Origin of the sequence: Xanthomonas sp. BRIP62409, assembly GCF_003992965.1 — a bacterium.
Taxonomy (GTDB): domain Bacteria; phylum Pseudomonadota; class Gammaproteobacteria; order Xanthomonadales; family Xanthomonadaceae; genus Xanthomonas; species Xanthomonas euroxanthea.
This window is the reverse complement of record NZ_QEZJ01000022.1, coordinates 152544-166775: the sequence shown is the minus strand read 5'-3', so window position 1 is coordinate 166775 and position 14232 is coordinate 152544. Positions and strand designations below refer to the sequence as shown.

The following is a 14232-nucleotide window of genomic DNA, read 5'->3' as shown; positions in this document are numbered from 1 at the left end:
GATCAGGACGAGGGTAGGGTTGCCTCGCCAGCCGCCCACGCTAGTGGCCGACGAATGCCTCGATATTCTGGACCAGGCTGCGGCGATTGTAAGGCTTGCTTAAAAACATCGTCCGGCTGGGCAATCCCTTGGGAGAATGCCCTAACCCCGATGTCAGGATTGCCGGCAGATTGTTGCCGTCGGCACGCAGATACGAAATCAGGCCGTATCCATCCAGGAGCCCCGGCATCTGAAGGTCGGTGAACACGAGCGCTATCGCAGGACAATGATCGATTTGCTCCAGCGCGCCTTGGGCATCGCTGGCAGTCACAACCGCATAGCCACTTTCGGTCAGCAACAAGGTGGCGATCTCGAGGGTATCGGCATCGTCCTCGACAATCAGGATCAGTTTTTCGTTGTGAGAGCCCATAACGCAGTTTTCCGAAAATGCATGCACCACACTACGTTTCCCACGCGAAAAACGCGTGATCGATTCGGCCACACTGAACAGCGCGCAGGATTTTCCCGTCCATCGCTCTGGGCGAGTCGTCGAGCCGTTGCTGGATTCCACCAGGGAAGTGCCCTGGATGGACGCGTCAGCGACGTCAACGTGCATGCATTGGCATATCTGGCGCGTTTCGACGCCGCATGCAGTGGGGCGGCTCCGGGCAGCATGATGGCCAAAGCGGTTCAGGCGACACGTGCGGCAAGCAGTCGCTGCCGCCGAGCGCGGCGCGTTGTCTGACCAAGCGAACGTGCGCAGCACGGCGAGGCGGTTGCTCAACCGTTGGTCGGTGTCGTCCTTACCCTGAAACGACGTGCTGGCCGGCAGCAACGCTGCCTGGTTGCCGACATCAGACATGCCGGAAACAGCTAGACGCTCTCGAGAATGCCCAGCGGCGTCACCGTGCATCGGTCCATCCATTGTCTGGCGTAATGGTGCGCGGCAAGCTGCGTGTCGAATCGCACTGCATGTCGTTGGCCGTACAAGGTGATTCCATCATCGAACGACACCAGGATCTCCGGGGAGAAAACGCCGTCCACCGGAAACGTATGTGCAGTCAATCGGTAACGACCGATTTGCCGAAACATCGTGGGGGCCATCATAACCTCGGTAGCGGCAGTGGCCGCCTTGCCGGTTGCAGTCAGTCAATACGCAATTGCACCTTGATCGCTATTTTTTCAATATGCAAGCGATATGGAGAATAATCTGCAGGTGGCAATGGAATCAAAAGAACGCGACCGCAACAGTATATGCACAGCCCGCTTATACAGATAAACATAGGGTCTTGTGGAGCGGCAGCTGGCGGCGATCGAACTAGCGATCAGCGGGATAAACTGGTTTATCTACGCTGCCTGCAAACCCGATCGCATCCAATGCGAACAAGCGATCGATACGGGCTGGCGGTTCGGCTGCTTGCTGTCGCATGACGCGGTAAGGCGCTCAGCGACGACATCAACTACCCAGCACCGGCTCGCCTGCCAGCACGGCCATCTCCAGGCGCGCCAGATGATCGCTGAATCCGCCGGTCGCGCGGGCGATACGGCGTGCGCTGGTATTGACGACTGGCTTGACCAGGCGGGCAATCTGCATGCCCGCACGCTCCAATGCCGACACCAGCGCCACGTCTTCGCTGCACTTCAGCGCAGAGAAGCCACCGGCTGCCACGTAAGCGGCCACACTCATGCCGAGATTGGCGCCATGCACATGCGGGTGACCGTCGCGACGAATTTCCTTGGCCAGGAAGGCTTGCCGTGTCTCGGGGCGGAAATCGTGCCAATCGGTCACTTCCACCACGCCACAGAACACATCGGCGGCGCAATCGAGCTGCGCCGAGAGCCAATCCGGCGGCACGCAGGTGTCGGCATCGGTAAACGCAAGCCAGCGCGCCCCGCGCGCGATCGCGGCCGAGGCCGCCGCTGCACGCGCAATGCCGACGCCCCCGCAGGTAGTAACGGTTCTTGCGCCATGCGCGCGGGCGATCGCGCCGGTGCCGTCGGTGCAGCGATCAAGCGCGACATGGATTTCCACGCGCTCTCCACACAGGTGCGGATGCGCGGCTGCCACCAGAATGGACTGCAGGCAGTCGCTGATCAGATCCGCTTCGTTATGCGCCGGGATGGTGACCGCGATCATCGCAGCTGCTCCTGTTGCGCAATCGATGGGCCCGACATCCAGGCCTGCAACACGAAGTCCGCGTCCTGATAGACGCACAACGTGTCCATTGCCAATGCATGGTTCAGCGCGCCGTGGACCTGCTCGGCGCTGCGCAGCGCACCCTCGAAGGCATGCCGCCAGTGACACGCCACAAGACAGCCCCGGGCGGTGAGCGAGCGGGCGAACAGCGCGACGGTTTCTTCGAACGCCGGAGCTTCGAGGTAATAGCCCACCTCACTGAAGACAATCAGGTCGAACAGACCCTCCGGCCAGTCCGACGGATGCGCCGCCTGTTGCAGCGTGACCGCAGGCAGCCCCTGCACGCGCGCGCTCGCCAGCTCGACCGCCTGCTGCGACAGATCCGTGGCCAGCAGCGTGTCGCAGCGCGGTGCCAATTGTGCGGTCAGCTCGCCATTGGAACATCCAAATTCCCAGCCACGCGCGAACCTTGCGTAGGGCAGGGCACCGAGCAGGATGTCGCGCTTGCGCTGCTCGTACCAGCGCGAGCGATAGCCGAACGGGTCTTCATCGGCATACATCTGCTCGAAGTGCTCAACGCTCAGCACCGTCATCGGATGAAGACCTCAAATGGCCGCGCGAAGCGCTCCAGCACCGACGGCGGCAGAATCGGGTCTGCAACCGCCGGCGTGCAATGGCCCAACTGCGTGGCAAAGCAGGCGATGGCATCCTGCTTGGCACGCAGCACTGCAGGCGCCAGATCCAGGCGCACCGCAGAGCCATCGGCAAACACGGCGTCTTCCGGACGCGCCCAATGCCACGCCCAGACCGGGTATTGCAGACGCCGGGCAGATTGCGCCTTGCACGCAGCACGGGTCGCACGCGACGCCGCCTCATGATCGGGATGGCCATCGCGCTCCCAGGTCACCAGCACCGTGTCCTGCGCAGTGATCAGACTGCCGATGGCCTCTGCCATGCGCGCTTCGGACGCCGCCAGCGCACCATCGCCCAAGGCGAGGTGGATCAGTGCGCTCGGCAATACGCCCAGCTGCTGCGCCGCCGCATCCAGTTCCAGGCGCCGCGCCGGGCCCAGCACCTGCGGACGCCAACCGGGTTCATCCGGATAGGCCTGCTCGCCGTCGGTCAACGCGATGATCAACACCGGCATGCCGGCGGCACGCGCGGCAGCAATCAATCCGCCACAGCCGAGCACTTCATCGTCCGGATGTGGCGCGACCACCACCAGGCGCTGGCTGCCCTGCAGCAGCTGCGGCAGGGTGACGCGTGGCAGCGCACTCAGACACGGCGCGGCGCGCCATGCCGCTTCCGGCGTGCCTGCGCCTTCGATGGGCCGCCCGGCTAGATCTTCCATGGCGATGCCTCCTGCTGGCACAGCTCGCCCAAGGCCTGCAGGTCGCGTTCGGCATGATGTTGCCGAATGAATACCGACACGTCGGCGCAGCGCTGCGCATGCGCGCGGTTGTTGCACAGCGGCCCTGGCCCCAATGCGCGAGCGACCCGGTCCAGCGTATCGCGTGCGACTGCTTCGACCACGCTGCGGACCTGCAGGACGCCACGCAGATGTGCCTGCTGCGGCTGCGCATCGATGCGCAAGGCAAGCTGACGCAGCAACGCAGCGGCAGATGCCAGGCCTGCATCGATGGCGCCCAGATGCGCGGCCGCGTGCGGGTCCTTGCTCAGGCGTGCAGAGGCGCGCAGCACATCGGCAACTGCGGCGGTGGCGCCGAACCAGCACGCAGCGATGCCGGCGCCTCCATGCCAGAAGCCAGGTCGGGTCAGGTACGCGTCGGCCGCGCCGATCTGCCGCGCCGGCGTATCGGAGAAGCGGACATTGGCCGTCTCGATGCCTTGCATCCCCACTGCCTGCCACGCACTGCTGTCGATCTGTATACCGGGCTGATCCAGTGCCACCGCAAACAGGCAACTGCTGCCTGCATGGGACGTGGTCACCAGCGCATGCGTCACCTGCGCGGCGCCGGAACACCACGCCTTGGTACCGCTGAGCGTCTGCCCGGAAAAACGCATATCGGACCCCGGCGGCTCGGCCGCCCACACCGCCCAGCGCTGTGTCGGCGTCATGATATCCACGCCCAGGTCGGCGCAGATGGCCTGTGCGTCGTAATGGGCTTCCAGCAACTTGGCCACGCACAGGTCTTCTGCCGCGATATCGGCCAGCGTCTGCCAGCGCTCCAGGGTGTGGCCGCGTCCGGGAAGCGGCAGCGTGGGATGTGTGCGGAGCCACCTGTCCGCAATCGAATGCTTGAGCCCGTCATTGACGGCTGAATCCGTGCTCGCCGTGAAGGCAAGGGTGTTCGATGAAATACGTGCGCTCATTCAAACAAGCTAAGCAGCACACGGTGCAAGGGGTGTGAGGCGTGAGGCGGGTTCTGGACCAGCGAAGCGAGCAGAAGTGCGGGCAGATCGTCACACCTCGCCGGGCGGATCGATACGCTGGAGACCGTTTCGTCGTAGCCGAACGTGGCGCCGCTGACGCGTCTGTATGCATGACCAGCCAGGCTCAGCAGCGCTGTTCAGTGCAGTGTTTGCCCATCTGAGTCGCGTTGCAGGCCATAGGGCGACACGGTGACGCACGTGCCTGCCTGCGTGCTCGACACCAGCACAGTGCAATGTCGCTCGGGTTCGGGATGCAGGAAGCGGCCACGTGTGCAGAACAGCCGCAGCAACCGGCGGCGGACTTGATTCGATAATTGACAACATACTGTCAAATGAGCAGCATGCTGCGGATGAGCACCCAAAACGATTTACTGGCTGTCCGCAACCTGGTCATCAAGATCTTCGAAACCAACGGCCGCCTGGTCGAGACCGGTAATGCACTGGTGCGTTCGGCCGGGCTGACAACCGCGTGGTGGCAGGTGCTGGGCGCCCTGGGCTATTCGCCGATGCCGCTGCCGGTGGCGCATATCGCGCGCAACATGGGCATCACGCGGCAGGCGGTGCAGCGCGTTGTCGATCTATTGCTGGAGCAGGGATTCGTCGCGCTCCAACCCAACCCTCATCACCAGCGCGCAAAGCTGGTGGTGCTCACGCGCACAGGCCGCGCTGCACTGGACGCCGCCGAAGCCGCCGCCGCTCCGCTCGACCAGCGGATGCTGGATCGCATCGGAGCCAGGCGCGTGGCAACCGCGCTCGCGGTGCTTGGCGAAATGAACCAGGTGATGGCGCAGGACCTCGCTGCGCCGACCGCGCCCGCCGAGGCACCACGCGTTTCCCGAAGAAAGGGCAAGCCATGAACACTGCCGTGCGCCGCGATGTCGACACCGACGTCATCATCGTCGGCGGTGGCCCGATCGGCCTGACCACCGCCTGCGCGCTCGCCCATCACGGCGTCGACTTCCGTATCGTCGAACAACGCGTGCATGCCAGGCCGCATTCGCGCGCCAACAATCTGTGGGCGCGGCCGCAGGAGTTGCTTCACAGCATTGGCATCCGCGATGCGTTGGCGGAAAAGTCGTATCGGATCACCAAGGTCAGCACCTTGCTCAATGGGCAGACCGTCGACCCGGTCGACATTGCCGATGTCCCCAGCCCGTACGCGCAGGTGCTCTACAGCGGCCAGGACGTCATCGAAACCGTCCTGGCCGAGCAGCTCGCGGCGAAAGGTGGCAGCGTCGAGCACGGCCGCAGGATGGCCGGCTTCGAACAGGATGCCGACGGTGTCACCGTCACGCTGGCAACATGCAGCGACGATCACGTCGATGGCCCGACCGAGCAACTACGCTGCCGTTACCTGATCGGCGCCGATGGCGGCGACAGTGTCGTACGCAAACAGCTCGGGCTGGATTTCGAGCCCAAAAAGTTGCCCAACCGCATGAACCGGCAAGTGGATGCCAAGCTGCGCTGGCGGCGCTCCACCGATTTCGATCAACTCTGGTTTTTCTATTACCCCAAGGGTTTTTGTGGTGTCTTGCCGGTCTGGGGCGGCTACCACCGCCTGTTTTTCCTGGCCGATGACGCCGGCATCGCGGAACGCGACCCGACGCTGGAGGAAATGCAGGCCATCGCGCGCGCGGTGACCGAAGACCCGACACTGACGTTGAGCGATCCGATCTGGCTGACGCACAGCCGCTTCCAGCATGGCACTGCAGCGCAGTACGCCAAGGGGCGCGTGCTGCTGGTCGGCGACGCCGGCCATCGCACCTTGCCGATCGGCGGGCAGGGCATGAATGCAGGCCTGCACGATGCGATCGGCCTGGCATGGCGGCTGGCGATGACCTTGCAAGGCAAGGCCGCGCCGGTGGTGCTCGACTCCTACGATGGGGAGCGCGGCGGCGAACACCGTGCGCTCGACGCGCGACAAGCGCGTGGCTTCCACACCAGCGTCTACCGCGGCCTGGTTACCGATGCAGCCATGGGCATCGCCGCCAAGCTCATTCCCACCATCGGCACGCTGATTCAGGGCTCGGACGATCTGCAGCAGTTGTCGGTGGCCTATCCGCAAAGCCCGCTCAACGACGATCATCTCGGCGGCTTGCGCGAACTGCTTCAGCGCCGCGTCCCGCACTGCGGCGACCGCGCACCCGATGCGGCCATCGTCGCCGCCGATGGCAGCTCGACAACGCTGTTCGCACATCTGTACAACCCGGATGGTTGGAGCTGGGGATGGTCGCTGCTTGCCTTCGACGGGCGGCAGCCCGATGCCATGCCACGGCTGCGCCTGGCGCTTGCCGAGCTGGACGCGTGGCCATGGGTGCGGCCCAGGCTCATCCTGGCCGCAGCCGTACCACAGCCCGACGATGCCACCGCATTGTCGGACCTGGATGGTGCCGCGCATGCCGCCTACGGCATCGCAGACACCAGCGCGCTGATCCTGGTGCGGCCGGATGGCCACATCGCCTTCCGCGGCCGTGCCGATGCGCCGGAACTGCTGCGCGCCTACTGCGAACGCATCTTTGTCACGGCGGTGCAGGGCGTTGCAGGCTGAGCCTGCAGCGTCCCGTCCGAACCGGCCGAAGCCGGCGCGCAAGCTGGCACCACCAGGAACGCTGGCCCCGCTTTGCTAGGATGCGTGCCTGCGACCCAGGAGCCAAGCGCATGCCGCCAACCGTGTTTCCCGAGCCCGAGCTGTTCCTGCCGGAGCGCGGCGAGCCGTCGTTGCGATGGGGTGTGCTGGGACCTGGAGCGATCGCCTCCGCATTCGTGAGCGCGCTGCGCAGCCATACCGGGCAACAGCCATTCGCGGTGGCCTCGCGTACGCGTGCGCGTGCCGAGGCCTTTGCAAGAACGTGGGCGATGCAGCGCGCCTATGACAGCTACGCGGCGCTGGTCGAGGACCGCGATGTCGATATCGTCTATATCGCCACCCCGCACAGCGAACATCTGCAACATGGCTTGCTGGCGCTGCGCGCGGGCAAACATGTGTTGATCGAAAAGCCCATCACCACGCGCGCCGACGATGCGCGCGTGCTGGTGCAGGAGGCGCGGCAGCGCGGTCTGTTCCTGATGGAAGCCATGTGGAGCCGCTACCTGCCGCACACCGCGGTGCTGCGATAACTGCTGGCCGATGGAGCGCTGGGCGAGCTTCGGCATGTGTTTGCCGACCTGAGCCAGCGCGGCCCCGACGACGCCGCGCATCGACAGCGCAATCCCGCGCTCGGCGGCGGCGCGCTGCTGGACCTGGGCGTGTATGCGGTGCAGCTCTCCTCGATGATTCTGGGCGCACCGACCACGATCGCGACGACCGGCGCGCTGACCGACACCGGCGTGGATGCCTTTTCGACCATGGTGCTGTCGCATGGCGGCACCGCGCAATCCACGCTGATCAGTTCCATCGTGGCCCGCAGCAGCTCCAGCGCCTATGTCACCGGCGGCCGAGGCCGCATCGATCTTGCCGGCGAGTTCCATAACCCGACCTCGCTGAGCCTGGTCGGCAACGAACACGCCAGCACGCCGGCGGTGTGGAAGGATCCCACCGGAATCACCGGCTACGCAGGCCTGTCGTGGCAAGCGACAGCCGCCGCGCGCTACATCGGGGAAGGGCGCACGGAATCGCCGCTCCATCCACTGGACGAAGTGATCCAGATCATGACCACCCTGGATGCGGCGCGCGCGCAGCTGGGATGACGGGCAGCGTTTTGCCTGGGCACATCCTCACGTCTGGATTGCATCGCCTGGCGCGTTGGCCGCAGGTTCGATCCCCAAACGCAAACGGCCCGGACGAGCCGGGCCGCTTGCAACGTGCGCGATCAGAACTCCTGCCAGTCGTTTGCATCGTGCGCAGCGCCTGCGGCCACCGGCCGGTTGACTGCAGGTGCCTGGCGTAGCGGGTTTTTGACAGCAACGGCGGGGCGGCCAGCAATCACGCGGGGCGGTGTCGCAACCGGCGTTGCCGGACGCGTGATGCGTGTGCCGTCGTCGCTGATCTTGAACACCGACACTGCCTGGGTCAGCTGCACGGCCTGTTCTTCCATCGAGCGTGCCGCCGCGGTGGCTTCTTCCACCAGCGCGGCGTTCTGCTGCGTGGTTTCGTCCATTTGCGTCACGGTGGTGTTGACCTGTTCGATGCCGGCCGACTGCTCCTGCGATGCCGCGGAGATCTCGCCCATGATGTCGGTCACGCGCTGCACACTGGCCACGATCTCGGCCATCGTGGAGCCCGCCGTATGCACCAGCGTCGAGCCTTCGGCGACCCGCTCGACCGAATCGTCGATCAGGCTCTTGATCTCCTTCGCCGCCGCGGTGGAGCGCTGGGCCAGCGTCCGCACTTCCGATGCCACCACGGCAAAGCCGCGGCCTTGTTCGCCGGCACGTGCCGCTTCCACCGCCGCATTCAGGGCCAGGATGTTGGTCTGGAACGAGATGCCGTCGATGACGGAGATGATGTCGGCAATCTTCCTGGACGAGGCCTCGATACCGGCCATGGTCCCCACGACCTTGCTCACGATCTCGCCGCCTTGCGACGCCACGCCCGCCGCACCGATCGCCAGCTGATTGGCCTGGCGGGCGTGTTCGGCATTCTGGCGCACGGTGGAGGTCAGCTCTTCCATCGAGGCGGCGGTTTCTTCCAGGTTTGCGGCCTGCTGCTCGGTCCGCTGCGACAGGTCCTGATTGCCGGCGGCGATTTCGCTGGCGGCGGCATTGATCGACACGGCCGAGTGCTGGATGCGGCCGACAATCTCCGCCAGTTGCGCGGCAGTGGCGTTGGCGTCGTCACGCATCTGCGCGAACACGCCCTTGAAGTCACCGGTCATCCGTGCGGTGAGATCGCCTGCGGCGATGGATTGCAGCAGCGACGACAGCGATTGCAGGTTGCCGTCGGCAGTGGCCATGAGCTGGTTGAGGCTATCGACCATCACATGGAAGTCGTATTGAAAACGCTCGGCATCGCCACGTGCGCTGAAGTCGCCATTGGCCGCAGATTGCGCCAGCTGCTTGATCTCGTGGTTCATCGCAGACAGGTTGGCCTTCACCTCGTCCATGGTCTGCGTCAGCACGGCTTTCTCGCCGGGCAGGCGCTCCATGCTTTCGCTGAGGTCGCCGATCGCATAGCGCCCCATGATGCGTGCCAGGTTCGCCTGCACCGCCAGGTGCGAGGCCACCAGCGTATTGGTGTCCCCGGCCATGCGGCCGTAGTCGCCAGGAAACGCCGTGGCATCGATGCGGAAACTGGTCTGGCCATCATCGTGGCGCCTGGCCATGTCGCTCTGCGCGCTGAGCAAGGATTGCAGCTGCGTCTGCATGCCACGCATGGCGCGCAGCAGCCGGCCGGCTTCATCCCTGGCGTCACTGTCCACGTCGTTGTCCAACTGGCCGTTGGCAATTGCCTCTGCGGCCCGGGTTGCGCGTGCCAGCGGCTGGGTCAGGCTGCGGGTGATGAGCCAGGCGAGCAGGCTGCTGATCACCACCACGGCAATGCCACCGCAGATGATCAGCAGCTTGCCGCGATTCATCGACGCCACGGCGTCGGCGTAGGCTTGCTGGCTCTGGCCTTCCTGTCGCGTCACCAGCTCGCGGATCTTGTCCTGCCATGCCATCGTCGCCGGGCGCGCTTTTTCGCTGAGCAAGGCCTGCGCGGGCGCATTGTCGTTTTGCGCGGCCAGCGCCATGACCTGATCGTTGATCTTGCCCGAGATCGCGCGTCGTTCGTCCATCTCGGTGCGAATCTTGCGACCTTCCTCGGAGCTGGGCAGCGTATCGAGCTTGGCCCGCAACTCGTTGTAGCGCTGGCGCTGCGCCTTGATGGTGGTGAGCGCTTCGTTGTTGAGTTCATCGCTGGTGGCCATGGCATAGGTGCCAAGCGCAATCAGGATCGATGAGTTGGCATCCAGCATGCCGTTGCCGATCTGGATCTTGGCCATGCGGTCGAGCACGATGAAATCGAATTGCTGTCTTGCGTTGGCCAGGGTAACCAGGCCGGTTGCCACCAGCAGGCTCGACAGCAGGATCAGGGCACCGAAGGCGATGCCGAGACGGCGGCCGACGTTATAGCGTTGCAAATAAGCAGTCATGCGGGTCGTCCTGATGTCCAGTGGGTGGCACCGGCCGGCACCGCGTGATGTTCGCGTGAATGCCTCGGCAACGTGATAACGACGCCACGAAGGCAAACTTAAACCTTCCGCTCCAGCCCGCATTTAGCTGATATTTTCGTTCACGCAGGTCAGGGAAAAACCGACTGGCGGCGCCGCGACGATCCACGTGACACTGCTGATGCTGTTGCATCGGCAGCGTCGCGCTCGGTCCTGGCGCGTGGGTACAACCCAGGCATCGGAGACGGCGAACGTCTCGTAGCCGGCGTCGGGGTCGAGTTGTTCGGGGCACCGTTGGTGGGTCTTGCAGCGCGGTCGCCCCCCGTGCTCCGGACGCCATGTCGCGCGCCATCCCTGACTCACTCAGCCGCGACGCCCCAAGCCTGATCATGCGCGCCATGAACAGCAGTACCCAGATCACCGCGCGAACGATCACGATCACCCCGGCAGGCGCAGCATCGGCCGGCAGCGAGGTCGTGGTGCACTTGTCGGCCAGCCCGGACCCGCGCTGGCAGGCATGTTTCAATTTCATCGTGCAAGGCCGCGATGGCTTCTTCCTGCAGGGCAGGCCGGTATTCGACAACGCGAGCTTTCACGGAATCTTGCAGGCCGGGCAGGCCGAGGCCTTTCGCCAGGAGTTGCCGGATCTGCTGGTATCAACCGGTGCGCTTGCGCGTGCCCAGGTGAACAAGGACGCGGCGCGATAACCGGCGGGGTCGCCCGTGCGAGATGCCCAAAAGGCAGTATCTGCGGGATCATCGGTGGCCAGCCTGAAGAAGCGGCACCCCGCAACGGCTATTTGTTTGCACGAACGAGGCTACCCGTCTGCACGCTGCCCGCACATCCGCAAGCGATGCACCTCCGCGTTACCGTGCGAACCGGGCGCGGCCTGTAGGCGTTGCGCGGGGCTGCAGATCCAGCGCCATGTCCCAGCGCTCCAGTCCGGGCGCATAGCCGTCCACCGTTACCTGCTGCACGACAAAGCCGAAGCGTGCGTAGAACTGCTGGGTATGTTGACTCGTATCCAGTACGACGCGCCGGATGTCCGGCCTCTGGCGCAATGCGTCGAGCCGGGCCAGGAGTAACTGCGTTCCCACGCCGCGGCGGTGCAGGCTAGGATGGACCATGCCCCAGCACAAGCTCGCCGTGATGCCATCGGCATTGATCGCATAACCGGCGCAGCCAGCAATCTCGTTGCCACGCTCCAGCAGTTGGTAGTGCCACGCCGCGGCGTGCTGGATCAGGAAGCCAGCGAAGTCGACGCGTTCCCCGGCACTGAAGAACGCCGGCACATTCGCGTCGAACAGGGCCATGCACACATCGAAGTCCTGGGAGTGGTACGGCCGAATCGTGTCCATGTGCGTAGTCTGCCCCAGACGCGCAGGCGATGTAGCGGCATGGCATCGCGTGCCGTCTGAACACAGCTCGCCAGGGAGCGACAGCCTCAGGTCCATCTGTCACCCTGGCCACGCGGCAGCAGGGCGAGGGCGCGGCGCGCCTGCTTGCATTCTGTCGCCAATGCCTTGATCGCAGCGACGCATGCGTTCGACACGGCAGCTGCTTCGGCCTGCTGCTGATCGCTGTGGAGCCAACCGGGCGGATCACGCGCATCGACGCGCAGTTCGGGTGCCCGGCGGCATCGGCCTGGATGAGACGGGCCTGGTCTGCATGACCTGCAGACCAGGCCTCCTGCGGTGCGCAACAAGCCGGGACACCCCGCGCTTGTTGCGTCGCCTGCGCTCAGGCCCGGTCCGTCGCCTCGCGCACGAAGTCTGCATAGCTGCGCAGCGGTCGCCCCAGGATGGCCTGCAGTTGTTCCACCGCGCCGTCGGCCGCCTGCATGCCGTGGGTCTGGATGCCGGCCATCATCAGGCGCATGTCGTAGGCCAGCCAGGATGGGCCGTACGCGGCCAGCTGCGCTTCGAAGGCGGCCACGTCATCGCCCGCGTAGGCGATCTCGCGGCCAATCGCCGTGCTCCAGACCTTCGCCGCGGAGGCTCCCGTCACTGCATGTGGTCCGACCAGGTCGAGCGTGATGCGCGCAAGCGCGGCAGGTGCGCGGTCGCGTCGCAGCAATTCGACCACCGCGATGTCTGCGATATCGCGCGCATCGATCATGGCCACACCGGCCGCGCCGATCGGCATCGGGTAGATGCCGTACTGCTGGATCGTCTGCTGGATCACCGCTTCGTTCTGCATGAAATACGCAGGACGCAGAATCGTCGCAGGAATGTCGAGGCTTTCGATCATGCGCTCGACGGTGTGCTTGCCGGTGAAGTGCGGCACGTTGGTGAACTTGTCGGCATGGATGACCGACAGGTACACGATGCGTTCGATCCCTGCGTCCTTTGCCAGGTTCAGGGCTATCAACGCCTGCGTCACTTCGTCGGGAGTGACTGCGTTCAACAGGAACAGCGTGCGCACCGACGACAACGCGGCACGCATCGACGCGACGTCGGTGAGATCTGCGATCACTTCGGTGACACCTGTCGGAAAGGCGCGCTTGCCAGGCTGGCGAACCAAGGCCCTGACCTCTGCGCCTGCGTCGGCAAGGCCCTGGGTCACGAGGGAACCGATGGTGCCGGTGGCACCGGTAACGAGAATGCTCATGTGAATCTCCTGCTGTGGATGGATGGGTGCATCAGCGCGACATCTCCGCAGCGACTGGCGTTGCGGTGACGAGACGATAGGCCGTTGCATCGCCAATACGAAGACGCCAGGATGTAGATGCCCGGTTTCAAAAATGGAACACCATGGATCTCAATGCATTGATCGATTTCGCGCTGGTCGCAGCCAACCAGGGCCTGGGAAAGGCCAGCCGTGCCAGTGGCAGATCCAAGGCGACCTTGTCGCGCCGCATCGCCGAGCTGGAGGAGCAGCTGGGCGTGCGGCTGGTCGAGCGCAGCGCACGTGGCCTCAGGCTCACCGAGGCCGGGCAGCTGCTGATGGACCGCACCGAAGTGCCGTTGAGCGAGGTGGCCGAGGCCATGGCAGCCGCACGCGAAGGGCTCTCGACCCCGCGCGGACGCTTGCGGGTGGCATCGCCGGTGCTGTTCTCGCAACTGGCGATGGGACGCATTGGCGCGGAGTTCTGTGCGGCCTATCCGGAGATCACGCTCGAGGTGGTGGCAGAGGACCGCACGGTCGATCTGGTGGAGGAGCAGTTCGATGTGGCCATCCGGATCAATCCGAGCCCGGACAGCAGCCTGGTCGGGCGCTGCTTCGCCAGGGATCGGCTGGTGGTCGTGGCCGCACCCGGCATCGCCATGCCCACCGGCGGCGCGGTCACGCCGATTCCCGCCGTGGTGATGTCCAGCTTCCAGCCGACCACATGGACGCTCGATGACGGGCGTCTGGTCCTGGAACCCGTGCCAAGGCTGCGTTTTTCCTCGTTCCTGATGGTCCGCGACGCAGCGATGGCCGGCGGCGGCGTGGCGCTCATTCCACAATCGATCGCATGGAACCAGCTCGCGCGTGGCGAACTGCTGCAATGGGGCACCATCGCCGGCGTGGAGCCGGCGCTGTGGGTGTTGCACACGTCCAGGCGCCTGGCTGCCCCGAAGGTGCGCGCCTTCGTGGACTTCATGTGCGACAGGTATCCGCATGCGTCGCTTGTGTTGAAGGGGTAGGGCG

The 14232-nt window shown here is 65.0% G+C and carries 12 protein-coding genes and 1 pseudogene; 5 read left to right on the top strand and 8 right to left on the bottom strand.

What is annotated here, in order from left to right; genetic code table 11:
* Positions 1-40 precede the first annotated feature (40 nt).
* The 5 genes from EO170_RS13670 to EO170_RS13645 form a co-directional block, all read right to left on the bottom strand.
* Positions 41-409, bottom strand: a complete 369-nt coding sequence (locus EO170_RS13670) for a response regulator (RefSeq protein ID WP_104582620.1) — start codon at positions 407-409, stop codon at positions 41-43.
* A 1026-nt stretch (positions 410-1435) separates the two neighbouring features.
* A complete protein-coding gene (locus tag EO170_RS13660; protein ID WP_126945678.1) occupies positions 1436-2116 on the bottom strand; it encodes a glycosyltransferase family A protein in 681 nt (226 codons plus the stop codon).
* Entirely contained in the window at positions 2113-2709 is a 597-nt protein-coding gene (locus tag EO170_RS13655) for a class I SAM-dependent methyltransferase (RefSeq protein ID WP_115677043.1), read from the bottom strand. Before EO170_RS13655 ends, EO170_RS13660 begins: the two co-directional genes overlap by 4 nt.
* Positions 2706-3467, bottom strand: coding sequence for a PIG-L deacetylase family protein (locus tag EO170_RS13650; protein WP_126945675.1), 762 nt, complete (start codon positions 3465-3467; stop codon positions 2706-2708). The genes EO170_RS13655 and EO170_RS13650 overlap by 4 nt, the downstream gene beginning before the upstream one ends.
* Positions 3455-4450, bottom strand: a complete 996-nt coding sequence (locus tag EO170_RS13645) for an acyl-CoA dehydrogenase (protein WP_164740237.1) — start codon at positions 4448-4450, stop codon at positions 3455-3457. The genes EO170_RS13650 and EO170_RS13645 overlap by 13 nt, the downstream gene beginning before the upstream one ends.
* Positions 4451-4860: 410 nt before the next feature.
* Between EO170_RS13645 and EO170_RS13640 the strand changes: the two genes are divergently transcribed.
* From EO170_RS13640 to EO170_RS21930, 3 genes and pseudogenes are all read left to right on the top strand, one after another.
* Positions 4861-5367, top strand: a complete 507-nt coding sequence (locus EO170_RS13640) for a helix-turn-helix domain-containing protein (RefSeq protein WP_104648782.1) — start codon at positions 4861-4863, stop codon at positions 5365-5367.
* Entirely contained in the window at positions 5364-7058 is a 1695-nt protein-coding gene (locus EO170_RS13635) for an FAD-dependent monooxygenase (protein ID WP_126945670.1), read from the top strand. The genes EO170_RS13640 and EO170_RS13635 overlap by 4 nt, the downstream gene beginning before the upstream one ends.
* A 110-nt stretch (positions 7059-7168) precedes the next feature.
* Positions 7169-8197 (top strand): annotated as a pseudogene (locus tag EO170_RS21930) (Gfo/Idh/MocA family oxidoreductase).
* Between the two features lie 122 nt (positions 8198-8319).
* Here EO170_RS21930 and EO170_RS13625 read toward each other — a convergent pair.
* Positions 8320-10581 carry a methyl-accepting chemotaxis protein gene (locus EO170_RS13625; protein WP_126945667.1) on the bottom strand — a complete coding sequence of 754 codons (2262 nt, stop codon included), beginning with the start codon at positions 10579-10581 and terminating at the stop codon, positions 8320-8322.
* Positions 10582-10997: 416 nt separating this feature from the next.
* Between EO170_RS13625 and EO170_RS13620 the strand changes: the two genes are divergently transcribed.
* Positions 10998-11306, top strand: coding sequence for a hypothetical protein (locus EO170_RS13620; RefSeq protein WP_115677132.1), 309 nt, complete (start codon positions 10998-11000; stop codon positions 11304-11306).
* Between the two features lie 159 nt (positions 11307-11465).
* On the opposite strand, the gene EO170_RS13615 is transcribed toward EO170_RS13620, so the two are convergent.
* Entirely contained in the window at positions 11466-11912 is a 447-nt protein-coding gene (locus EO170_RS13615; RefSeq protein ID WP_126945664.1) for a GNAT family N-acetyltransferase, read from the bottom strand.
* A 427-nt stretch (positions 11913-12339) separates the two neighbouring features.
* A complete protein-coding gene (locus EO170_RS13610) occupies positions 12340-13209 on the bottom strand; it encodes an NmrA family NAD(P)-binding protein (protein ID WP_126945835.1) in 870 nt (289 codons plus the stop codon).
* A 143-nt stretch (positions 13210-13352) separates the two neighbouring features.
* Here EO170_RS13610 and EO170_RS13605 point away from each other — a divergent pair, with 143 nt between their 5' ends.
* A complete protein-coding gene (locus EO170_RS13605; protein ID WP_126945661.1) occupies positions 13353-14228 on the top strand; it encodes a LysR family transcriptional regulator in 876 nt (291 codons plus the stop codon).
* Positions 14229-14232: the final 4 nt, after the last annotated feature.